General features: G+C 71.8%; 20 protein-coding genes and 1 tRNA gene. 14 read left to right on the top strand and 7 right to left on the bottom strand.

All coding sequences use genetic code 11. The features are described 5' to 3' along the window. The first annotated feature begins 51 nt into the window (after positions 1-51). Complete coding sequence (locus IR212_RS11260) at positions 52-801, top strand: phosphoglyceromutase (RefSeq protein WP_194396006.1); 750 nt, start codon at positions 52-54, stop codon at positions 799-801. A gap of 66 nt (positions 802-867) precedes the next feature. Here the strand turns inward: IR212_RS11260 and phoU are convergent, their stop codons facing one another. Continuing rightward, positions 868-1,545 (bottom strand): phosphate signaling complex protein PhoU, encoded by a 678-nt coding sequence (gene phoU, locus IR212_RS11255; protein WP_194396005.1) that lies wholly within the window; start codon positions 1,543-1,545, stop codon positions 868-870. Positions 1,546-1,712: 167 nt separating this feature from the next. Here phoU and IR212_RS11250 point away from each other — a divergent pair, with 167 nt between their 5' ends. Together IR212_RS11250 and IR212_RS11245 are read left to right on the top strand one after the other, a co-directional pair. Then, entirely contained in the window at positions 1,713-3,017 is a 1,305-nt protein-coding gene (locus tag IR212_RS11250; RefSeq protein ID WP_194396004.1) for a sensor histidine kinase, read from the top strand. After that, a complete protein-coding gene (locus IR212_RS11245; RefSeq protein WP_194396003.1) occupies positions 3,014-3,697 on the top strand; it encodes a response regulator transcription factor in 684 nt (227 codons plus the stop codon). The genes IR212_RS11250 and IR212_RS11245 overlap by 4 nt, the downstream gene beginning before the upstream one ends. Before the next feature lie 59 nt (positions 3,698-3,756). Here the strand turns inward: IR212_RS11245 and IR212_RS11240 are convergent, their stop codons facing one another. Beyond that, positions 3,757-4,296 carry a DNA modification methylase gene (locus IR212_RS11240; RefSeq protein WP_228479287.1) on the bottom strand — a complete coding sequence of 180 codons (540 nt, stop codon included), beginning with the start codon at positions 4,294-4,296 and terminating at the stop codon, positions 3,757-3,759. A gap of 155 nt (positions 4,297-4,451) precedes the next feature. Between IR212_RS11240 and IR212_RS11235 the strand changes: the two genes are divergently transcribed. Then, a complete protein-coding gene (locus tag IR212_RS11235) occupies positions 4,452-4,934 on the top strand; it encodes a CarD family transcriptional regulator (protein ID WP_106816803.1) in 483 nt (160 codons plus the stop codon). 87 nt (positions 4,935-5,021) lie between these two features. After that, the gene (gene ispD / locus IR212_RS11230) at positions 5,022-6,224 is read left to right on the top strand and encodes a 2-C-methyl-D-erythritol 4-phosphate cytidylyltransferase (protein WP_194396002.1); all 1,203 of its coding nucleotides are present in this window, start codon (positions 5,022-5,024) and stop codon (positions 6,222-6,224) included. 10 nt (positions 6,225-6,234) lie between these two features. On the opposite strand, the gene IR212_RS11225 is transcribed toward ispD, so the two are convergent. Both IR212_RS11225 and IR212_RS11220 read right to left on the bottom strand, forming a co-directional pair. Further along, the gene (locus tag IR212_RS11225; RefSeq protein ID WP_194396001.1) at positions 6,235-6,702 is read right to left on the bottom strand and encodes a GNAT family N-acetyltransferase; all 468 of its coding nucleotides are present in this window, start codon (positions 6,700-6,702) and stop codon (positions 6,235-6,237) included. A gap of 58 nt (positions 6,703-6,760) precedes the next feature. Next, positions 6,761-7,693, bottom strand: coding sequence for a DMT family transporter (locus IR212_RS11220; RefSeq protein WP_194396000.1), 933 nt, complete (start codon positions 7,691-7,693; stop codon positions 6,761-6,763). 84 nt (positions 7,694-7,777) lie between these two features. Here IR212_RS11220 and cysS point away from each other — a divergent pair, with 84 nt between their 5' ends. The 3 genes from cysS to IR212_RS11205 all read left to right on the top strand — a co-directional run bounded on the left by cysS (position 7,778) and on the right by IR212_RS11205 (position 10,963). After that, positions 7,778-9,223 (top strand): cysteine--tRNA ligase, encoded by a 1,446-nt coding sequence (gene cysS, locus IR212_RS11215; RefSeq protein WP_194395999.1) that lies wholly within the window; start codon positions 7,778-7,780, stop codon positions 9,221-9,223. After that, positions 9,216-10,220 carry a 23S rRNA (guanosine(2251)-2'-O)-methyltransferase RlmB gene (rlmB, locus tag IR212_RS11210; protein ID WP_194395998.1) on the top strand — a complete coding sequence of 335 codons (1,005 nt, stop codon included), beginning with the start codon at positions 9,216-9,218 and terminating at the stop codon, positions 10,218-10,220. The genes cysS and rlmB overlap by 8 nt, the downstream gene beginning before the upstream one ends. Before the next feature lie 101 nt (positions 10,221-10,321). Further along, a complete protein-coding gene (locus IR212_RS11205; protein WP_194395997.1) occupies positions 10,322-10,963 on the top strand; it encodes an NAD(P)-dependent oxidoreductase in 642 nt (213 codons plus the stop codon). A gap of 64 nt (positions 10,964-11,027) precedes the next feature. On the opposite strand, the gene IR212_RS11200 is transcribed toward IR212_RS11205, so the two are convergent. Beyond that, entirely contained in the window at positions 11,028-12,335 is a 1,308-nt protein-coding gene (locus IR212_RS11200) for a DUF4032 domain-containing protein (protein WP_194395996.1), read from the bottom strand. 71 nt (positions 12,336-12,406) lie between these two features. Further along, positions 12,407-13,510, bottom strand: coding sequence for an ABC transporter ATP-binding protein (locus IR212_RS11195; RefSeq protein ID WP_194395995.1), 1,104 nt, complete (start codon positions 13,508-13,510; stop codon positions 12,407-12,409). A 225-nt stretch (positions 13,511-13,735) separates the two neighbouring features. Here IR212_RS11195 and IR212_RS11190 point away from each other — a divergent pair, with 225 nt between their 5' ends. Beyond that, entirely contained in the window at positions 13,736-14,683 is a 948-nt protein-coding gene (locus tag IR212_RS11190; RefSeq protein WP_194395994.1) for a DsbA family protein, read from the top strand. Between the two features lie 39 nt (positions 14,684-14,722). Then, positions 14,723-14,795, top strand: a tRNA-Thr gene (locus tag IR212_RS11185). Between the two features lie 124 nt (positions 14,796-14,919). Here IR212_RS11185 and IR212_RS11180 read toward each other — a convergent pair. Then, a complete protein-coding gene (locus IR212_RS11180; RefSeq protein WP_194395993.1) occupies positions 14,920-15,387 on the bottom strand; it encodes a hypothetical protein in 468 nt (155 codons plus the stop codon). A 44-nt stretch (positions 15,388-15,431) separates the two neighbouring features. On the opposite strand from IR212_RS11180, the gene IR212_RS11175 reads away from it, so the two are divergent. The 4 genes from IR212_RS11175 (at position 15,432) to allB (ending at position 19,927) form a co-directional block, all read left to right on the top strand. Continuing rightward, the gene (locus IR212_RS11175) at positions 15,432-16,391 is read left to right on the top strand and encodes a DMT family transporter (RefSeq protein ID WP_194395992.1); all 960 of its coding nucleotides are present in this window, start codon (positions 15,432-15,434) and stop codon (positions 16,389-16,391) included. 100 nt (positions 16,392-16,491) lie between these two features. After that, positions 16,492-17,763: a DUF6986 family protein gene (locus IR212_RS11170; protein WP_194395991.1), complete on the top strand. Its 1,272-nt coding sequence runs from the start codon at positions 16,492-16,494 to the stop codon at positions 17,761-17,763. Further along, on the top strand, positions 17,760-18,572 hold the full coding sequence (locus IR212_RS11165) for a bifunctional allantoicase/(S)-ureidoglycine aminohydrolase (protein WP_194395990.1): 813 nt from the start codon (positions 17,760-17,762) through the stop codon (positions 18,570-18,572). The genes IR212_RS11170 and IR212_RS11165 overlap by 4 nt, the downstream gene beginning before the upstream one ends. Further along, positions 18,497-19,927 (top strand): allantoinase AllB, encoded by a 1,431-nt coding sequence (gene allB, locus IR212_RS11160; protein ID WP_420488598.1) that lies wholly within the window; start codon positions 18,497-18,499, stop codon positions 19,925-19,927. Before IR212_RS11165 ends, allB begins: the two co-directional genes overlap by 76 nt. The last annotated feature ends 15 nt before the right edge of the window (positions 19,928-19,942 follow it).

Genomic DNA, 19,942 nt, shown 5'->3' with positions numbered 1-19,942 from the left:
CCGGTGGTCACGCGGCGGGGCGGACGGGCGAGCGCCGATATCATGGGGCGCATGACCGCGCCCTACACGCTGATCCTCCTTCGACACGGCCAGAGCGAGTGGAACAAGACCAACCAGTTCACCGGCTGGGTCGACGTCCGCCTCACCGAGCAGGGCAAGGCCGAGGCGCAGCGCGGCGGCGAGCTGCTCGCCGAGTCGGGCATCCTCCCCGACGTCCTGCACACCTCGGTGCTGAGCCGCGCCATCCAGACGGCCGACATCGCGCTGGATGCGGCCGACCGCCTGTGGATCCCGGTGAAGCGCTCGTGGCGTCTCAACGAGCGCCACTACGGCGCGCTGCAGGGCAAGGACAAGGCGCAGACGCTCGAGGAGTTCGGCCAGGAGCAGTTCATGCTCTGGCGCCGATCGTTCGATGTGCCGCCGCCGCCGCTGCCGGCCGACGACCAGTACAGCCAGGTCGGCGACCCCCGCTACGAGGGCATCGACGGCGAGGTGCCCCACACCGAGTCCCTCAAGATCGTGATCGACCGCATGCTGCCCTATTGGCACAGCGACATCGTGCCCGACCTGAAGGCGGGCAAGACCGTCCTCGTCACGGCGCACGGCAACTCGCTGCGCGGCCTGGTGAAGCACCTCGACGGCATCAGCGACGCCGACATCGCCGAGCTCAACATCCCGACCGGCATCCCGCTCGTGTACCGCCTCGACGAGGACCTGCGCCCCCTCGAGCCGGGCGAGTACCTCGACCCGGAGGCCGCCGCCGCCGGCGCCGCCGCGGTCGCCAACCAGGGCAAGAAGTAGCACGACGAACGAGAGGGACCGGATGCCTGGGGCTCAGGCATCCGGTCCCTTCTTCGTTGCGCCGGGTCAGCCCTGCGTGATGATGTCGATGGCGTCGGTGCTGGTGGTCCAGTCGCCGGTCGACAGGTACGCCACCTTCTTCGCGACCGACACCGCGTGGTCGCCGAAGCGCTCGTGGTACCGGCTGGCCAGCGTGGCGTCGACCGTGGCGGACGGGTCGCCCTGCCAGCTGTCGCTGAGCACCTTCTCGAACACCGAGACGTGCAGCTCGTCGAGCTTGTCGTCGGCGTTGCGGATCTCGTCGATCAGGTCGCCGTCCTGCGTGCGCAGCAGCTCGGCGAGCTGGCGGGCGGCTTCGACGTCGAGCTCTCCCATGCGCAGGAACGTCGACTTCAGGCCCTTCGGGATCGCGCGCTCGGGGAAGCGCATGCGCGTGAGCTGCGCGATGTGCTCGGCGATGTCGCCCATGCGCTCCAGCGACGCGCTCATGCGCAGCGCGCTGACGACGATCCGCAGGTCGCGCGCGACGGGCTGCTGACGCGCCAGGATCTCGATGGCGAGCTCGTCGAGCGCGACCGCTTTCTCGTCGATGACGGCGTCGGCCTCGATGACCTCCTCCGCGAGCGAGACGTCGCTCGTGCCGAACGCGCGCGTCGCCTTGTCGATCGCGACGGTGACGAGTTCGGCGATCTCGACGAGACGTCCCTGGACGTCCTCGAGAGACTGGTGGAAGACTTCGCGCATTCCGATGCACCTTTCCTGGTTCCGGGGAAGGCCTGAGCCGGCGCCCCGGCGATTGTCGTCAGGGAAGGTTAACGGATGGTGCCGCACCGGTGAACAGTCCGGGGCGCCTTCGCTGGCGGCGCGGTCGCGGCCCGATCGGGCGAGGGGCGTGCCCCTACGCTGGTGGCATGGATACGACGCAGCTCGCGCTGCTCGCCCTCCTCGCGGGGATCATCGTCGGCGGCTCGGTCTCGGCCCTCGTCGTCGCCGCGATGCGGGTGCGCGACCGTGCGCTCGCCGAGAGCTCCGCCGAGGTCCCCGACGGCGTGCGGGGCGTGCTGCACGGCATGGACGACGCCGCCCTCGTAGTCGACGCCTCGTTCACCGTGCTGGCGGCCTCGTCGGCCGCCGCCGCGTTCGACCTGATGGAGGGCGGCGTCCTTCCCACCGACGAGCTGCGGGCGCTCGTGCGCCGCGTGCGCACCACCGACGCCGTCGCGACCGAGACCACGGCCACCGAGCCGATGCGCCTGCGACGGGGCGCGCCGCCCGCCGAGCCGCGGCTCGTCTCGGTCCGCGCCTCGCGCATCTCGCCGCGGCTCACCCTCCTCGTGCTGCGGGACATCACCGAGCACGAGCGCGTCGAAGAGATGCGCCGCGACTTCGTCGCCAACACCAGCCACGAGCTGAAGACGCCGGTGGGAGCGGTGAGCCTGCTCGCGGAGGCCATCGAGTCCGCCGCCGACGACCCGCCCCAGGTGCGCATCTTCGCGACGCGCCTGCAGGCGGAGGCCGCGCGGCTGGCCCTGCTCACCTCGCGCATCATGAACCTCTCGCGCCTGCAGGCATCCGACGAGCTGCCGGCCCAGATCGTGTCGATCGACGAGGTCGTCGCCGGCGCCCTCGACGCACACGCCATCCAGGCCGCTTCCGCCGGCGTGGAGGTCGTGCGGGGAGGGGCGCGCGGGCTGTATGTGCGCGGCGACGCGCAGGTGCTCACCGAGGCCGTCGGCAACCTCATCGCCAATGCGATCGCGTACTCGCCGCACGGCTCGAGCGTCGGCGTCGGGGTCAAGGCCGCCGACCGCATCGTCGAGATCGCGGTCACCGACCGGGGGATCGGCATCGCCGAGGGCGACCAGGACCGCGTGTTCGAGCGCTTCTACCGCGCCGACCCGGCGCGCGCCCGCCGTACCGGCGGCAGCGGTCTCGGGCTGTCGATCGTCAAGCACGCCGTGCAGCGCCACGGCGGCGAAGTGCGGCTGTGGTCCCGGCCGGGACGCGGGTCGACGTTCACCATGCGCCTGCCGCAGGTCGACGCGCCGGCCGAAGAGGCGGCTCCGAAGCGGGCGAGGAAGAAGAAGCGGGTCTCGTCCGCCGACGCGATCTCCCGGCCCGATGAGGCATCCGGCTCCGCCTCGCCACGTCCACGCCTCGCCCCGTCGCCGCTGCGCACAGAACGTGCATCCACCACCAAGGGAGACCCCGCATGACCCGCGTCCTGATCGTCGAGGACGAGCCCGACCTCGCCGACCCGCTGGCCTACCTCCTCCGCCGCGAGGGGTTCGACGTCGAGATCGCCGAGGACGGACCGGCGGCGCTGACCGCGTTCCGCGAGCGCGGCGCCGACATCGTGCTGCTGGACCTGATGCTGCCCGGGATGCCGGGAACCGAGGTCTGCCGCCAGATCCGCGCCACCTCATCGGTGCCGATCATCATGCTCACCGCCAAGGACTCGGAGGTCGACATCGTGGTCGGCCTCGAGCTCGGCGCCGACGACTACGTCACCAAGCCGTACTCGGCGCGCGAGCTGCTCGCCCGCATGCGGGCGGTGCTGCGGCGATTCGCGCAGATGGACGCGGATCTGGAGGATCGCGTCCTGGAATCCGGCCGCGTCGTGCTCGACATCGACCGCCACACCGTGGCTGTCGACGGCGACGAGATCAACATGCCGCTCAAGGAATTCGAGCTGCTCGAAGTGCTGATGCGCAACGCCGGCCGGGTGCTCACCCGGGGCCAGCTCATCGATCGCGTCTGGGGGAGCGACTACTTCGGCGACACCAAGACGCTGGACGTGCACATCAAGCGCATCCGGTCGCGCATCGAGAGGAACCCCGGCGCGCCGGAGATGCTGCTCACGGTCCGAGGTCTCGGCTACCGCTTCGAGGGCTGAGCGCCTCATGCACGTGAAGAGGGCGGCCCCACCGGGTCGCCCTCTTCTGCGAACGAAGCTCAGGGAGCGAGCGCCGAGAGGTAGTCGAGCGTCCCGTCGAGCACCGGGATCGAGGTGAGCTCGCCCTCCGCGTCGCCGGACTGGAAGTACCCGTCGATGTACGCGCCCGGCATGGTGTCGAGATTCTCGATGAGGATCGGCTCCTCTCCGTCCTCGGCGCCGAGGCTCAGCACGGTCTCCGCGGGAACGCGGACCGTGAGCGAGATGTCGGAATCCGCGCCGCCGAACTGGATGTTCAGGGTGTGGGACTCTTCGGTGTTGTTGACCAGGGCCGCCACGAAGTTGCCCTCGCTGCCGTCTTCGCTGGCCACGATCTGCGCGTTGCGGACCTGGACCGGTCCGCCGCCGTAGACGTTCGTGCCCTCGGCCGCGGAGTACTCGATCGTCGTCGCCTGCGGGGAGACCATGGCGCACCCGGTCGCGGTGAGCGCGAGGGCACCGCCCAAGGCGAGCGCCGAGACGAGGCGGCGCGCCGCCGAACCGGTTGCCGCCGCGGATCGGCCGTTCGCGATGCCGTTGCGGCGGTGTGTCGAGATCACGGATCCTCCCAAGACGGATGACGGTTCTCCAGCATTCTAGGGGTTCGCAGCCGCCCGGCCGGTGCACGCCGGGCCCACGTGCGAGAGGGTGGGGCGGCGAACCTTAGCGTATTTCTCCTGTGGTATCCTGGAGGTTGCCGAAAGGACATAACTCCATGCTTTTTGAGGTTGGCGAGACGGTCGTCTACCCCCACCACGGGGCGGCAACGATCATCGAGGTCAAAGACCGGATCATCAAGGGCGAGACGAAGAAGTATCTGAAGCTCAACGTCACGCAGGGTGATCTCATCATCGAAGTACCCGCAGAGAACGTCGACCTGGTCGGCGTCCGCGACGTCATCGGCAAGGAGGGCCTCGACAAGGTCTTCGAGGTGTTGCGCGCGCCGTTCACGGAGGAGCCCACGAACTGGTCCCGCCGCTACAAGGCGAACCTCGAGAAGCTCGCCTCCGGCGATGTGATCAAGGTCAGCGAGGTCGTCCGCGACCTGTGGCGCCGCGACCAGGACCGCGGCCTGTCCGCCGGCGAGAAGCGCATGCTCGCCAAGGCGAAGCAGATCCTCATCTCGGAGCTCGCCCTCGCCGAGAAGACCGACGAGGAGCAGGCCAGCGTCCTCCTCGACGAGGTCCTCGCAAGCTGAGACAGCCATCGGAACGGCGCCCCGCGGGGCGCCGTTCCGCTGTCTGCGCGCGACGGCGCGCGGTCATCGGCGCGATAGCGTGAAGCCGTGGGAATCACTCCGGCACCTCGCATCGGCATCATCGTCGTGGCCGCCGGCTCCGGAACGCGCCTCGGTGCGCCGGCGCCCAAGGCGTTCGTGGGGATCGACGGCCACAGCATCCTCCGCCATGCCCTGCGAGGGGTGTTCGCGGCGGAGCCGGCGCAGGTGGTCGTCGTGGCGCCGGAGGGTCGTGAGAGCGACGCGCTCAGCGAGGCGCTCGCCGCCGCGGGCGACCGGCGTGACCTCGCCTCGGTGGTCACCGGCGCGCGGACCCGCCAGGGATCCGTCGCCGCGGGCCTGAGGGCGCTGTGGGCGGATGTCGAGATCGTGCTCGTGCACGATGCGGCCCGTGCGCTGACCCCCGCGGATGTGTTCGCGCGCGTCATCGCCGCCGTCGACGGCAGCGCGGTCGCCGCCATCCCCGTGCTTCCCGTGATCGACACGATTAAGCGCGTCTCCGCCGGCGAAGTCGTGGCCGGAGTGGATCGCTCCGAGCTCGCGGCCGCGCAGACGCCGCAGGGGTTTCGCCGGGACGTGCTCGACGCGGCATATGCCGCGCCGGCGGGCGAGTTCACCGACGACGCGGCGCTGGTCGCGGAGGCCGGTCATCCGGTCGCGGCCGTGCCGGGGCATCCGCTCGCCTTCAAGATCACGACGCCCGCCGACCTGGAGCGAGCCCGGCACCTCGTGGCGGCGCCGGCACCGCACCCCGCTGCCCACCTGGACCCCGCGCCGGCCCTGCCGCGCGTGGGCGTCGGCACCGATGTGCACGCGTTCGGCGGTGCCGGCACACTCTGGCTCGCGGGCCTGGAATGGCCGGGGGAGACGCCGCTGTCGGGTCATTCCGACGGCGACGCCGTCGCGCACGCGATGGTCGACGCGCTGCTGGCCGCCGCCGGCCTGGGCGACATCGGCACCCACTTCGGCACGGATCACCCGGAGTACGCCGGCGCGCATGCGGATGCGTTCCTCACCCGGACGCTCGCGATCCTGGGGGAGGCGGGGTGGCGCGTGGGCAACGTGTCGGTCCAGGTGCAGGCCAACCGGCCCCGGTTCGCGGTGCGGCGCGCCGAGGCCGAGAGGGCGCTGTCGGCCGCGCTCGGCGGCGCCCCTGTGTCGATCTCGGCGACGACCACCGACGGCCTCGGCTTCACCGGCACCGGAGAGGGCGTGTCGGCGTTCGCGGTGGCGCTCGTCGTGCCGGCGTGACGGCCGGAGGTCAGAGCGCGCGCGTCATGAAGACCGAGTACGGGTCGGGCGCGTAGTCGCCGAACGGGCCGCAGAGCGCGAAGCCCTCGCTCTCGTAGAGCCGCTGCGCGGGCAGGAACTCCGGGGTGGAGCCGGTTTCCAGCCACAGCGACGTCATGCCGCGTGCGCGCGCCTCGCCCACGACATGCCGCAGCAGTGCACGACCCACGCCGAATCCCAGGAACCGGTCGGCCACGCGCATCGACTTGATCTCGCCGCGCCCGCCGCCGAGGTCCTTCAGCGCCCCCACACCCGCCAGGTCGCCGTCGATCCACGCCGACCAGACCGTGACAGACGGATGCCGCAGCGCGTCGACGTCGAGGGCGTGCACGCTCTCCGGGGGAGAGGTGTCGTGCATCCCGGCCAGGTGGAGCGCGATGAGGCGTCTGGTCGCCTGGCCGCTCAGGTCGTCGCTGCGGATGTCGATGGTGCGCTGCATGTCGCGGCCCAGTGTGCCACCTGCGCGTTGCGGCCGTGTTTCCGCCGGGGACGACGGGTCACGCCTCGACCGCGTACGGCGCCGGATCGCGGGGCGCGCGGGATCCCCATGCCAGCAGCGCCAGGCCGGCGGCGAGCACGACGAGCCCGACGACGGCGAGCGCCGAGAGTCGCTCACCCAGCAGGACGATGCCGAGGACGCTCGCCGTCAGCGGCTCGCCGAGGGTGAGAGTCGCCGCCGTCGCGGCGGAGAGGCCGCTCAGGCCCCAGGTGAACAGCACGTACGCGATGGAGATGGTTCCCAGGCCCAGCCACAGGGCCATCACGACCCCGGACGCGGTGCCGAGCCACGCGAGATCGACGAACGGCAGCGCGAAGACGCAGATGGCCGCCGAGCTCGCGCCCATGGCCCCCACGACCGTGAAGGGGTCCCAACCGTCGTCGAGGAGGCGCCGCTGAGCGTTGGCGATGACGGCGAACGAGGCGCCCGCGCCGACCGAGCCGAGCAGGCCGATCGGGTCGGTGCCGCCGCCGGCGCCCGCCTCGCCCCCCGAGCCCAGCAGCACCACGCCCAGCGTCGCGAGCGCGGTGGCCGCCATCCACGTCGCGGTGGGGGACCGGCGCGTGAGCGCCCACTCGAGGACGCCCGCGAGGATCGGTGCCGACCCGAGCGCGACCACCGTCCCGACCGCGACGCCGTTGCGCTCGGTGCCGAGGAAGAAGAGCGGCTGGTAGAGCGCGAGGCACGCGCCAGTGAGCACCATCAGCGACAGCGGCCGCAGGGTCAGCCGGGGCCGCGACGCGTCCGCGGTGCGCCGCCGGGCGTGGCGGGCGGCGAGCGAGAACGCGATGACCGCCAGACCCGTGCCGCCGATCACCATGCGCATGACGCCGATCGACAGCGGCGTCGTGCCGTCGGGGCCGAGCGCCTGCGAGGTGCCCGTGGTGCCGAAGAGCACGGCAGCGGCGAGGACGGCGAGCACATGCACCATCCGTTCATATACCAAGACAGCCTGCCCCTGCGCACCGAAGCGGCGTCCGAGGGAGTCGGCGGGCCCCGCCGGTAGGCTGGTGCGGTGACGGTTCAGCTGTACGACACCAGGGCGCAGGCGCTGCGCGACTTCGTACCCCTCGACCCCGGAAACGTCACCGTCTACGTCTGCGGCCCGACCGTGCAGTCCGGGCCCCACATCGGCCACCTGCGGGGAGCTCTGAGCTTCGACATCCTGCGCCGCTGGCTCACGCATCGGTACGGCCGCGTCACCTTCGTGCGCAACGTCACCGACATCGACGACAAGGTGCTGGTCAACGCCACCGACACGGAGCCGTGGTGGGCCCTGGCCTATCGCATGGAGATCGCGTTCACCCGCGCGTACGCCGCGATCGGCATCCTTCCCCCCACCTACGAGCCGCGCGCGACGGCCTCGATCCCGCAGATGCAGGAGCTGATCGCCCGGCTCATCGAGTCCGGGCACGCCTATGCCGCCCGCTCGACGGGGTCAGGGACAGAGGGGACGGATGCCTCGGGCGACGTGTACTTCGACGTGCGCTCGTGGCCCGGCTACGGCTCGCTGACGCGGCAGAGCATCGACGCCATGGAGCCTGCCGCCGACGCCGACCCTCGCGGCAAGCGAGACCCCCGCGACTTCGCGCTGTGGAAAGGCGCCAAGCCCGGCGAGCCGTCGTCGGCGATCTGGGACTCGCCCTGGGGGCCGGGCCGGCCCGGCTGGCACATCGAGTGCTCCGCCATGTCGCGCCGCTACCTCGGGAGGGAGTTCGACATCCACGGCGGCGGCCTGGATCTGCGCTTCCCGCACCACGAGAACGAGCTGGCGCAGTCCACCGCCGCCGGCGACGGCTTCGCGCGCTACTGGGTGCACAACGGGCTGGTCACCGTCGGCGCGCAGAAGATGTCGAAGTCGCTGTTCAACTTCCTCCTCGCCGAGGACGTCCTGCGCGAGCGCGACCCGCTCGTCGTCCGCTACGCGCTCGCCGCGGCCCACTACCGCTCCAGCCTCGACATCACGACGTCGACGTTCGACGACGCCGAGGCGGCCGTCGGCCGCATCCGGACGTTCCTCGAGCGGGCCCTGCGCACCCTGCGCGACGATGCGGACGACGTGCGACTGAACGCGGAGGTCCCGCTCGCCTTCGCCGCCGCGCTCGACGACGACCTCGGCGTCCCGCAGGCGCTCGCCGTGCTGCACGAGACGGTGCGGGACGGCAATTCGGCTCTCGACGCCGGCGACGGGGAGGGTGCGCTGCGCGCCTTCGCCGATGTGGCCGTGATGACCGGCGTCCTGGGGATCGACCCCCTGGACCCGCACTGGCGGACGGCGGATGCCTCGGCCGAGGCATCCGCCCTCGACACGCTGGTGCAGACGATGATCGCGCAGCGCGCCGATGCCCGCGTCGCGAAGGACTGGGCGGCGGCGGACCGGATCCGCGACGCGATCGCGGCGGCCGGCATCGCCCTGGAAGACACCGCAGACGGAACCCACTGGAGTTTGATCGATGGCTAAGCCGGCACGCCCCGGAGCGGGCAACAGCAAGAAGAAGGGTGCCACCAAGGGCACCGGGGGCAAGAACAAGCGCTCCCTCGAGGGGCGAGGGCCCACCCCGAAGGCCGAGGACCGGGCCTGGCACCCCGCCGGCAAGCGCAAGGCCGCCGCCGAGCGCTTCGCCGCTGCCGGGGGCAAGGGCAAGCCCGGCCAGCGTCCCACGCAGGGCGCTGCCGCCAGCCGTGGCAAGGCCAAGGCGGGCGATGACACCGAGACCGTCACCGGCCGCAACTCGGTGCTCGAGGCGCTGCGGGCCAAGATCCCCGCGACGGCCTTCTACATCGCGCAGCGCGTCGAGATGGACGACCGCGTCAAGGAGATGCTGGCGATCGCCACGCACCGCGACATCCCGGTGCTCGAGGTGACACGGCCGGAGCTGGACCGTATGGCCGGCTTCGACGGCGTGCACCAGGGCGTCGCGCTCAAGGTCCCGCCCTACGAGTACGCGCACCCGCAGGACCTGCTGGAGGAGATCATCGACCGCGACGAGGTCCCGCTGCTGGTGGCCCTCGACGGCGTCACCGACCCGCGCAACCTCGGAGCCATCATCCGCTCGACGGCGGCGTTCGGCGGTCAGGGCGTCATCGTGCCGCAGCGGCGGTCGGCGGGCGTGAACTCGGCGGCATGGAAGACGAGCGCGGGCGCGGCGGCGCGGATCCCGGTCGCGGTGGCGCCGAACCTGACCACCACGCTCAAGGAGTTCAAGAAGCAAGGGGTCTTCGTCCTCGGTCTCGACGGCGGCGGCGACGTCTCTCTTCCCGCGCTCGAGCTCGCCGACCGCCCGGTCGTGGTGGTCGTCGGCTCGGAGGGCAAGGGGCTCTCCCGCCTGGTCACCGAGACCTGCGACCAGATCGTGTCCATCCCCATCTCGGCGGCCACGGAATCGCTCAACGCCGGGATCGCGGCATCCGTCGCCCTCTATCAGGTCGCGACGCTGCGCAGCGCGCGGACCGACTGAGCTGCGACGACGCATCGCCCATCCGGGAATACGCCGGCGCTTCGCACGCTTCTCAACCACGGGCCGGACCGCCGGCACCGCGACTCATCGAAGGGGACACCATGGCACGCATCGCCGTCATCGGAGGCTCGGGCTACGCCGGCCGGCACATCGTCGCCGAGGCGGTGAACCGCGGCCACACCGTGCTGTCGATCGCGCGCCGCCTCCCCGCCGAGCGTCACGAGGGTGCGCTGTACACCGAGGGCTCGCTGACCGATGTCCCCGACCTTCTGGCACAGCTCGAAGGCGTCGACGTGGTCGTGTCGGCGGTGGCCGCGCGCGGTGAGATGCAGGGCCTGGTTCGCCCGAACCTCGCCGCCCTGGCGTCGCTGCTTCCCGAGGGCGTGCGCCTGGGCGTGGTCGGCGGCGCCGGAGGGAGCCTGGTGACCGAAGACGGGAAGCGCGTCGTGGACCTGCCGTCCTTCGCGGAGGAGTACAAGGCCGAGGCCCTCGAGGCGATCGGCGTGCTGGAGGACCTGCAGGCGGGGCCCGCGTCGCTGGACTGGTTCTACATCCACCCGGCCGGCGGCTTCGGCGCCTACAACCCGGGAGAGCGCACCGGCTCGTACCGCACCGGCGGCGACGTGATCGTGACGGACGCCGCGGGCGAGTCGTTCATCTCGGGTGAGGACTTCGCCGTCGCCGTCCTCGACGAGATCGAGCACCCGAAGCACCCCCGCAGGCGTTTCACCGTCGGGTACTGACGCGGCGCGGGGCGATACGAGCGCCAGCGCGCGTTGATGCGTCCGGCTTCCGCCGATCCTTCGATCAGACCAGGTCGCGCCAGTCGATCTCGGCCTCTTCGTCGTCGAGCACCGGGTTGGGCGTGGTGATCACGGGGAGCGACACGGTCTCGGTGGAGGGGGCCATGAGCGTCGCCTCGTCTCGGCGGTGCCGCAGCACGTTGTCGATGTAGCTCGTCAGCGTCTCGGCCAGCGGCACCGACTTGCCCTTCGCCTGCGACAGGTACCACCGGTGCTCCAGCAGCTGGTGGAACACCTCCGCCGGCTCGAGCTTGGAGCGGAGGTCCCACGGGATCGCCTTGACCACCGGCTCGAACACGCGTGTCAGCCACTCGTGCGCGACCATCTCCTCATCCGACCCGAGGCGCGAGATGCGGGCACGGAACTCGTCCAGGTCGTTCAGGAGTCGCCGCGCCTGATTCTCCTCGACATCCAGGCCCGTCAGCCGCAGCAGCCGGCGCTGGTGGTGACCGGAGTCGACGACCTTGGGCTGGATCGAGACCCTGGTGCCGTCGGCGGCGGTGTGGATCGACATCTCGCCGATGTCGAAGCCCAGGTCGTTGAGGCGCCGCACGCGCTCGGTGAGTCGCCACGCCTCGTCGGAGCGGAACGTCTCCTCGTCGGTGAGCGCCGCCCACAGTGCGTGGTACGACGACACGATGCCGTCGGCGATGGCGATCGCGTCGACGCCGCCCTCGAGGCGGCCGCCGGCCTCGAGGTCCATGATCTCGCCCGCGATGTTGGTGCGCGCCACGTCGAGGTCGTGCGTGCGCTGGCCGCGCGTCAGCCCGCTCTCGTGCAGCTCTCCGGTCTCTGCGTCGACCAGGTACGCCGCGAAGGCGCCCGCGTCGCGACGGAACAGCGTGTTCGACAGCGAGACGTCGCCCCAGAAGAAGCCGACGTTGTGGAGGCGCACCAGAAGCAGTGCGAGCGCGTCCACCAGCCGGGTCGCGGTGTCGGGCCGGAGCACCTGCGTGAACAGCGCGCGGTACGGCAGCGAGAACTTCAGATGCGCGGTCACCAGGGCAGCCGGCAGCGGCTCGCCCGCGGCATCCGCCCGACCGGCGATCACGGCGACACGCTGCACGCACGGCACGTCCAGGCGGGCGAGGTTGCCCAGCATGTCGTACTCGCGCTGGGCCATCGCCTCGGTGGTCTCCTTGATGGCCACGACGCGTCCGGAGAGGTTCGCGAACCGCACCAGGTGGCGCGAGATGCCTTTGGGCAGGAACACGATGTGGTTCGACGGCCAGTCGCCCAGCGGGGTGGACCAGGGGAGGGTCAGCAGCCCCGGATCGACGCTGCTGGCGGTGATGCTCAGGGCCTCGGCCACATCAACTCCTGGAGACAGCGCGACGGCGCGGGGGGATGCCTCCCACCCGCGCCGTCGCGAACGAACTGCGTTTACGCCGAGGCGATCGCCTTGTCGGTGAGGCGCTCGCCCGACTCCATGTCGAACACGTGCACGTGTCCGGGCACGGGGGCGAGGACCACCTTGTCGCCGGCCATGGGGTGGCGACGGCCGTCGACGCGCGCGACGATGTCGGTGCGCTTGCCGGCGACGTCGGCGTGGCCGTAGAGGTAGCCGTCAGCGCCGAGCTCCTCGACGAGGTCCACGACCACCTCGAGGCCCCTGCCGTCGGCCGGGGCGACCTGGATGTCCTCGGGACGGACGCCGATGGTGACCTCCGAGCCGTGCGCCTTGTGGAGGGTGTCGGCGTCGACGCCCACGACGGTGTCGCCGAACTGGACGCCGCCCTCGGCGATGTGCGCCGGGAACAGGTTCATCGCGGGCGAGCCGATGAAGCCGGCGACGAACACGTTGTTCGGCTTCTCGTAGAGGTCGCGCGGGGTTCCGACCTGCTGCAGGAGGCCGTCCTTGAGGACCGCGATGCGGTCGCCCATGGTGAGGGCCTCGGTCTGGTCGTGCGTGACGTAGACGGTGGTGACGCCCAGGCGGCGCTGCAGCGACGCGATCTGGGTGCGGGTCTGCACGCGGAGCTTGGCGTCGAGGTTCGACAGCGGCTCGTCCATGAGGAACACCTGCGGCTGGCGGACGATCGCGCGACCCATGGCGACACGCTGACGCTGACCACCCGAGAGGGCCTTCGGCTTGCGGGTGAGGTACTGCTCGAGGTCGAGCAGCTTGGCGGCCTCGAGGACGCGCGCGGCGCGCTCCTCCTTGCCGACGCCGGCGATCTTGAGCGCGAAGCCCATGTTCTCGGCGACCGTCATGTGCGGGTACAGCGCGTAGTTCTGGAAGACCATCGCGATGTCGCGGTCCTTCGGCGGGACGTCGGTGACGTCGCGGTCGCCGATCAGGATGCGGCCGGAGTTGACCTCTTCGAGGCCGGCCAGCATGCGCAGCGAGGTCGACTTTCCACAGCCGGAGGGGCCGACGAGGACGAGGAACTCGCCGTCACCGACCTCGAGGTTGAGCTTGTCGACGGCGGGGCGAGTGCCCCCGGGGTACAGACGAGTCGCGTTGTCAAAGGTGACGGACGCCATGTTCTCTTCTCCTTCACCGGCAGGTACGTGCCGGACGATCCGTAGTGAGGAATGAGCGGGGGCTATCCCGCACGCCCGCCTTCGGGCGCAAGGAACAGTATGACACGGCGCGTGCGGAGGTGGTGTCTGGGCATTTCCCAGGGTGTCTGGCTACCATCGTGGACGGCCGCTTTCCCGTCTGGCCCCCGCCGGAACTCCGGCCTTCTTCACGTCCCGAGAGGTTCCATGTCCAGCGACGAGTCACCGAACGCCGCGCCCAGCGAGCGCCGAGACGCCGTGCGCGAGAAGGCGCAGCAGGTGAAGGCGCGCCAGTCGCGCGCCCGGCTCATCCGCCGGGCATCGCTGGCCGTCGTCGCCGTGGCCTTCGTGGCGGTCATCGCTGTCGTGGTCACGTGGACCGTCTCCTCGAGCGCGGCCAAGCCGTCGATGAGCCCCGCGAACGATGTGGACGGCGGGTTCGCGGTGACCGGCGTCACCGGGCTCGGCATCGCGTCGGACACGGCCGGCCCGAGCGGCCAGGCGGAGGGCGAGGCCACGCCGACGCCGACGCCGACCGAGACTCCGGCACCGACCGCCTCGCCGACCGAGGCCGCCGCCGTCGACATCCACGTGTACGTCGACTACCTGTCGACGGGCTCGCGCGACTTCCAGCTGGCCAACATGACGCAGCTGTCCGAATGGGTGAAGGAGGGCGCTGCGACCCTGACGTACCACCCGGTCGCGATGCTCACCGCCAAGTCGAACGGCACCAAGTACTCGCTGCGTGCCGCCGGTGCCGCCGCGTGCGTCGCCCAGAACTCGCCGGACTACTTCTTCGCCTTCAACGACGCGCTGCTGCGCGAGCAGCCCGACGTCGACTCCGACGGCTACAGCGACAGCGAGCTCGCCGCGCTGGCCATCGCGACGGGGGTCGACGGCCCCAAGGTGGTGCGCAGCTGCATCGAGGACCAGGCGTTCACGTCGTGGGCCAAGACCGAGACCGAGCGGGCGCTGAAGGAGCTGCCGGGCACCGACGGCATCGCCCTCACCACGACGCCGATGGTGATGGTCAACGGCACGCAGTACGTGGGCAAGCTCGACGACCCGAAGGAGTTCGCGCAGTTCGTGCTCACCGTGGCCAGCGACGCGTACTTCAAGGCGACCCCGACCCCGACGCCCACGCCGACCCCCTGAGTCAGCCGCGCCGGCCGCCCCCGGTAGACTGGGCGCCCTGCCGACTTGGCGCAATTGGTAGCGCACCGTACTTGTAATACGGGGGTTACGGGTTCGAGTCCCGTAGTCGGCTCACTGTCTCTGCTCATCGGGGCAAGGTGGCGTCGACGCGCACGTTGTCATACGGGGGTTACGGGTTCGAGTCCCGTAGTCGGCTCCGTGTCAGCCGTCGTCGGCTCTGCATGTCCGCAGTCGGCTCAGTCCGGCTCCTCGTCGTTCTCCTCGCGGGTGCGGGCGGCCGAGAACGCCAGCCCCGCCACAGCAGCGATCACCGCGGCCGTGCCGGCGGCCGCGGCGATCCAGAACGCCACCTGAGGCTGGTCGCCGTCGCGCAGCCCGAGGAGCGTGTCGGACGAGGTCGGCGAGGGGGTCGGCTGAACGCCGCTCGACGGGGTCGGGGCGGGCGCCGGCACGGGTTCCGGGGCGGGTGCGGGCGGGGGCGGCTCGACCGGCTGGGGCCGGGGCGGCGTCTGGCGGTCCGGTGGTGCCGGCGTCAGGTCGGGCGGCATGGCGCCGCCGCACGTGAAGGCGCCACCGGTGAAGACGCACCCCGGAGTCGGCGCAGGCTCGGGCGATGAGACCGCGGCCGCCGGAGACGCGCTGAGCAAGACGGCGAGGAGCACGGCGCCCCACGCGGCAGAGACGCGCCCCAGCCAGCGGGCCATGCCTCAGGGTAACGGTTCGCAGGCGCGTGCCGCTATGGCCCAAGATGGACGGCGTGACCCGTCGCTCTCCCGCGGCCGCCGCCGCGGCGATCGGCGGGACCGTCCTCATCGGGGTCCTGACGGCCGTGCAGGCCCGCATCAACGGTGAGCTCGGCATCCGCATCGGAGACGGGTTCGCGGCGGCAGTCGTCTCGTTCGGGTCGGGTCTCATCGTGCTCGTGGTGCTGTCCGCTGCGATCCCGCAGGGCCGTCGAGGCTTCGCGGCGCTCATCGCCGGACTGCGCGCGCACCGCATCCCGCTGTGGATGCTCTGCGGCGGCGTCGCCGGCGCGCTGTCGGTCGCCACGCAGTCGCTCGCCGTCGGGATCATCGGCGTCGCTCTGTTCACCGTCGGGGTGGTGGCCGGTCAGACCGTGAGCGGCCTCCTCCTCGACCGCTCCGGAATGGGGCCCGCCGGCACCGTCGCGGTGACCCCGGCTCGTGTCGTCGGCGGCGCCCTGGCCCTCCTCGCCGCGGCCGTCTCGCTGGCAGGGGGAGTGGCTGCACCGCCGGTTCTCGTCGTGCTGCCCTTCCTCGTCGGCGCGGGCATCGCATGGCAGTCCGCGGTGAACGGGCGGCTGCGTCAGCGCGTCGGCACGCCGCTGACGGCGACCCTGGTCAACTTCGTCGGCGGCACCGCGGTGCTTTCGGTGGCGGAGCTGATCCACACCGCGCTCGCCGGACCGCCCACCTCGTTCCCCGCCGACCCGTGGCTCTACCTCGGCGGCGTGATCGGCGTGTCGTACATCTTCCTCGCCGCCGCGCTGGTGTCGTACACCGGCGTCCTGCTGCTCGGTCTCGGAACGGTCGTGGGGCAGGTCGTGACGTCCGTCGCGATCGACGCGCTCTGGCCGACGAGCGCCGCGCCGTCGCTGTCGTCATCGTTGCTCATGTCGGTACTCGCGATCCTCTCGGTCGTCGTGGCGGCGGTGCCATGGCGACGGATGCCGCGGCCCGGCCGCTGATCCGACCTCGGGCACGCCCCGCTCGGTCCCCTCGTGGTGGCAAGCTGGACACCGTGCCGACGGTGTCACCCCTCGTCCGCGACCACGCGGTGGTCGCGCCATGACGCACGCGCTGCTGCGGGACGACGACCTGGCCGGCCTCGACCGGATGCTGGCGTCCGCCGATGAGCTGCTCACCGCGCGCTACCCGGGTGACGACGGCGCCCGCCAGCCGCTGCACACCGTCTACGTCCCCGCCGATCGCTACACGCCCGCGCTTCCGCGCGAGTGGGGCGACGCGGCACTCGACGCGGTCGGCGCACACGGCGGCATCGCGGCGGTTCTGCACGAGCTCGGCATTCCCGCGGCGCACGCGAGGGCCGTAAGCGCGTTCGTCGACTCCAAGCTCCGCGCGGAGCCCATCGAGGACCTCCGGCTCGACGTCGAAGACGGCTACGGCGATCGCGGGGACGAGGCGGAGGACGCCGATGTCCGCCGCGCCGCCGCGCACGTGGTCGCGGCGGTGGCGGAGAAGACGGCGCCGGGATCCCTCGGCCTGCGCATCAAGGGGCTCGAGGCACAGACGCGGCGTCGCGGCATCCGATCCCTCGACCTCTTCGTCAGCGGGCTCCTCGAGGGCGGCGAGCTGCCCGCGGGGCTCGTCATCACGCTGCCGAAGGTGACCGCGCCCGCACAGGTCGAGGCGATGGCGGCGATCTGCAGCCGCCTCGAGGAGCGCGGCGGCCTCGCGCCGGGAGCCCTGCGCTTCGAGGTGCAGGTCGAGACACCGCAGCTGGTGCTCGGCGCCGACGGCACGTCGCCGCTGCCGCGCGCGATCGCCGCGGCGGGCGGTCGGCTGACCGGGCTGCACTACGGCACCTACGACTACAGCGCGGCCCTGGGGATCGCGCCCGAGCACCAGTCGATGGAGCATCCCGCCGCCGACCACGCGAAGAGCGTCATGCAGGTCGCCGTCGCCGAGACCGGCGTGCGGCTGTCGGACGGCTCGACGAACGTGCTTCCCGTCGGCGATGACGAGGCCGTGCGGTCGGCGTGGCGACTGAGCGCGCGACTGGTGCGTCGGTCCCTCGAGCGCGGCTTCTTCCAGGGGTGGGATCTGCACCCGGCACAGCTCGTGCCCCGGTTCGCGGCGAACGGGCTGTTCTACCGCGAGGGCATGCCGCCGGCCGCGGCGCGGCTGCGGGACTGGGCGCTGCGCCGGAACGGCGGCGTGCAGGACGAGCCGGCCACCGCTCGTGCCCTCGCCGCGTTCCTCACCCGCGGCGTCGCGTGCGGTGCGCTGACGGCGGCCGAGGTGACGGATGCCGCCGGCGTGGACCTCGGAACGCTCGCCGCGCTCGCCCATCCTACGAAGGGGAGGCCGTCCGCATGACCTACTTCACGCCGCAGGGCGGTCTGCCGCCGCAGACGGACCTGCTGACCGACCGGGCCGTCGTCACGCAGGCGTACACGTTCATCCCGAAGGGAGTGCTGCGCGACATCGTGACGAGCAGCCTGCCGGGATTCCGGAGCACGCGCGCGTGGATCCTGGCCCGGCCGGTGGCGGGATCCGCGACGACCTTCGCGCAGCTCATCGTCGAGATCGCGCCCGGCGGCGGGGCCGACGCGCCCGAGACCGAGAGCGGCGTCGAGGGGGTGCTCTTCGTCACGGCGGGAGTGCTCTCCGTCACGCTGGCAGGAGTCCGTCACGTGCTGGAGCCCGGCGGCTACGCGTATGTGGCCGCCGGCGCGGACTGGTCGCTGGCCAACGACGGCGACGTGCCGGTGAGCCTCCACTGGATCCGCAAGGCGTACCAGCCGCTGCCGGGCACGCCCGCGCCCCCGTCGTTCGTCACACGTGATCAGGATGTGGAGCCGCAGCCGATGCCGGGCACCCGCGGCGCGTGGGCGACCACGCGCTTCGTGGATCCCGACGACCTCGCCCACGACATGCACGTCAACATCGTGACCTTCCAGCCCGGCGGGTCCATCCCGTTCGCCGAGACGCACGTCATGGAGCACGGTCTGTACGTGCTGCAGGGAAAGGCCGTCTACCGGCTCAACGACGACTGGGTGGAATGCGAGGCCGGGGACTACATGCTGCTGCGCGCGTTCTGTCCGCAGGCGTGCTACGCCGGCGGTCCCGAGCCGTTCCGGTATCTGCTGTACAAGGATGTCAACCGGCAGATCCGGCTGACGTGACCGTGGGCGACGTCGACGATCGCGTGTACGACCTCGTCGTCCGCGGCGAGCGCATCGTGGCGGGCGGGCGCGTCTTCGCGGGCGAGGTGGGTGTCGCGGAGGGCGCGATCGCGGCGATCGAGCCCTTGGGCCGTACGCTGCCCGGTCGCCGCGTCGTCGCGCTCCGGGAGGACGAGGCGCTGCTGCCGGGGCTCGTCGACACCCACGTCCACGTGAACGAGCCGGGGCGCACCGCATGGGAGGGCTTCGAGACGGCGACGAAGTCGGCGGCCGCCGGCGGTGTCACCACGATCATCGACATGCCGCTGAACAGCGTGCCGGCGACCGTGTCGGTGGCCGCACTGGAGCTCAAGCGGGCAGCGGCCGCCGGGCAGGTGTTCGTCGACGTGGGCTTCTGGGGCGGGGCGGTGCCCGGCAACACCGGCGACCTCGCCCCGCTGCACGGCGCCGGCGCGTTCGGCTTCAAGTGCTTCCTGGCGCCGTCGGGCGTGGACGAGTTCCCCGCGCTCGGCGCGGACGACCTGGAGCCGGTGTTGGCAGAGCTCGCGCGACTCGGCGGCCTGCTCCTGGTCCACGCCGAGGACCCCGGAGCGCTCTCGCTCGCGCCCGATGCCGAAGGAGCGAGCTACGGCGCGTTCCTGGCGTCGCGGCCGCGCGTCGCCGAGGAGGACGCCATCGCCACGGTCATCCGGCTCGCGCGCCGCACCGGCGCACGGGTGCACATCGTCCACCTGTCGTCGGCGGGCGCCCTGCCGATGATCGCGGCAGCGAAGGGCGAGGGCGTCCGCCTCAGCGCCGAGACGTGCCCCCACTATCTGTCGCTGACCGCAGAGGACATCGCCGACGGCGCGACGGCCTTCAAGTGCTGCCCGCCGATCCGCGAGGCCGCCAACCGCGAGCTGCTGTGGCGGGGCCTCGCCGACGGCACGATCGACGCCGTCGTCAGCGATCACTCGCCCGCCACGCCGGACCTGAAGCACCTGGACGACGGCGACTTCGGGGCGGCGTGGGGAGGCATCGCCTCGCTGCAGCTGGGGCTGCCGCTGGTGTGGTCCGAAGCGCGGCGACGCGGCATCCGTCTCGAGAAGGTGGTGGAATGGATGTCGGCGCGACCGGCGGCCCTGTCGGGCCTCACCCGCAAGGGCGACATCGCGCTCGGCTTCGACGCCGATCTCGTCGTGTTCGCACCGGACAGCGAGTTCGTCGTCGACGTCCACCGTCTGCACCACAGGAACCCCCTCACCCCGTACGACGGCCGCAACCTGTCGGGCGTGGTGCGCGAGACGTTCCTGCGTGGGCGGCGGGTGGACTTCGCCGAGCCCCGCGGCCGCCTGCTGCGCCGCGGCGCCGCGTGAGCGCCGAGCCTGCGA

The sequence above is a fragment of the Microbacterium atlanticum genome, assembly GCF_015277815.1.
Classification (GTDB): Bacteria; Actinomycetota; Actinomycetes; order Actinomycetales; family Microbacteriaceae; genus Microbacterium; species Microbacterium atlanticum.
Note: the sequence above shows the minus strand (reverse complement) of the source record. Positions and strands in the feature narration are given on the sequence as shown.

Excerpts from the sequence above, each read along its gene's own strand:
- IR212_RS11260 (WP_194396006.1), top strand. The coding sequence starts at position 52 with ATGACCGCGCCCTACACGCTGATCCTCCTTCGACACGGCCAGAGCGAG.
- phoU (WP_194396005.1), bottom strand. The coding sequence starts at position 1,545 with ATGCGCGAAGTCTTCCACCAGTCTCTCGAGGACGTCCAGGGACGTCTC.
- IR212_RS11250 (WP_194396004.1), top strand. The coding sequence starts at position 1,713 with ATGGATACGACGCAGCTCGCGCTGCTCGCCCTCCTCGCGGGGATCATC.
- IR212_RS11245 (WP_194396003.1), top strand. The coding sequence starts at position 3,014 with ATGACCCGCGTCCTGATCGTCGAGGACGAGCCCGACCTCGCCGACCCG.
- IR212_RS11235 (WP_106816803.1), top strand. The coding sequence starts at position 4,452 with ATGCTTTTTGAGGTTGGCGAGACGGTCGTCTACCCCCACCACGGGGCG.
- IR212_RS11225 (WP_194396001.1), bottom strand. The coding sequence starts at position 6,702 with ATGCAGCGCACCATCGACATCCGCAGCGACGACCTGAGCGGCCAGGCG.
- IR212_RS11220 (WP_194396000.1), bottom strand. The coding sequence starts at position 7,693 with ATGGTGCATGTGCTCGCCGTCCTCGCCGCTGCCGTGCTCTTCGGCACC.
- rlmB (WP_194395998.1), top strand. The coding sequence starts at position 9,216 with ATGGCTAAGCCGGCACGCCCCGGAGCGGGCAACAGCAAGAAGAAGGGT.
- IR212_RS11205 (WP_194395997.1), top strand. The coding sequence starts at position 10,322 with ATGGCACGCATCGCCGTCATCGGAGGCTCGGGCTACGCCGGCCGGCAC.
- IR212_RS11195 (WP_194395995.1), bottom strand. The coding sequence starts at position 13,510 with ATGGCGTCCGTCACCTTTGACAACGCGACTCGTCTGTACCCCGGGGGC.
- IR212_RS11190 (WP_194395994.1), top strand. The coding sequence starts at position 13,736 with ATGTCCAGCGACGAGTCACCGAACGCCGCGCCCAGCGAGCGCCGAGAC.
- IR212_RS11180 (WP_194395993.1), bottom strand. The coding sequence starts at position 15,387 with ATGGCCCGCTGGCTGGGGCGCGTCTCTGCCGCGTGGGGCGCCGTGCTC.
- IR212_RS11175 (WP_194395992.1), top strand. The coding sequence starts at position 15,432 with ATGGACGGCGTGACCCGTCGCTCTCCCGCGGCCGCCGCCGCGGCGATC.
- IR212_RS11170 (WP_194395991.1), top strand. The coding sequence starts at position 16,492 with ATGACGCACGCGCTGCTGCGGGACGACGACCTGGCCGGCCTCGACCGG.
- IR212_RS11165 (WP_194395990.1), top strand. The coding sequence starts at position 17,760 with ATGACCTACTTCACGCCGCAGGGCGGTCTGCCGCCGCAGACGGACCTG.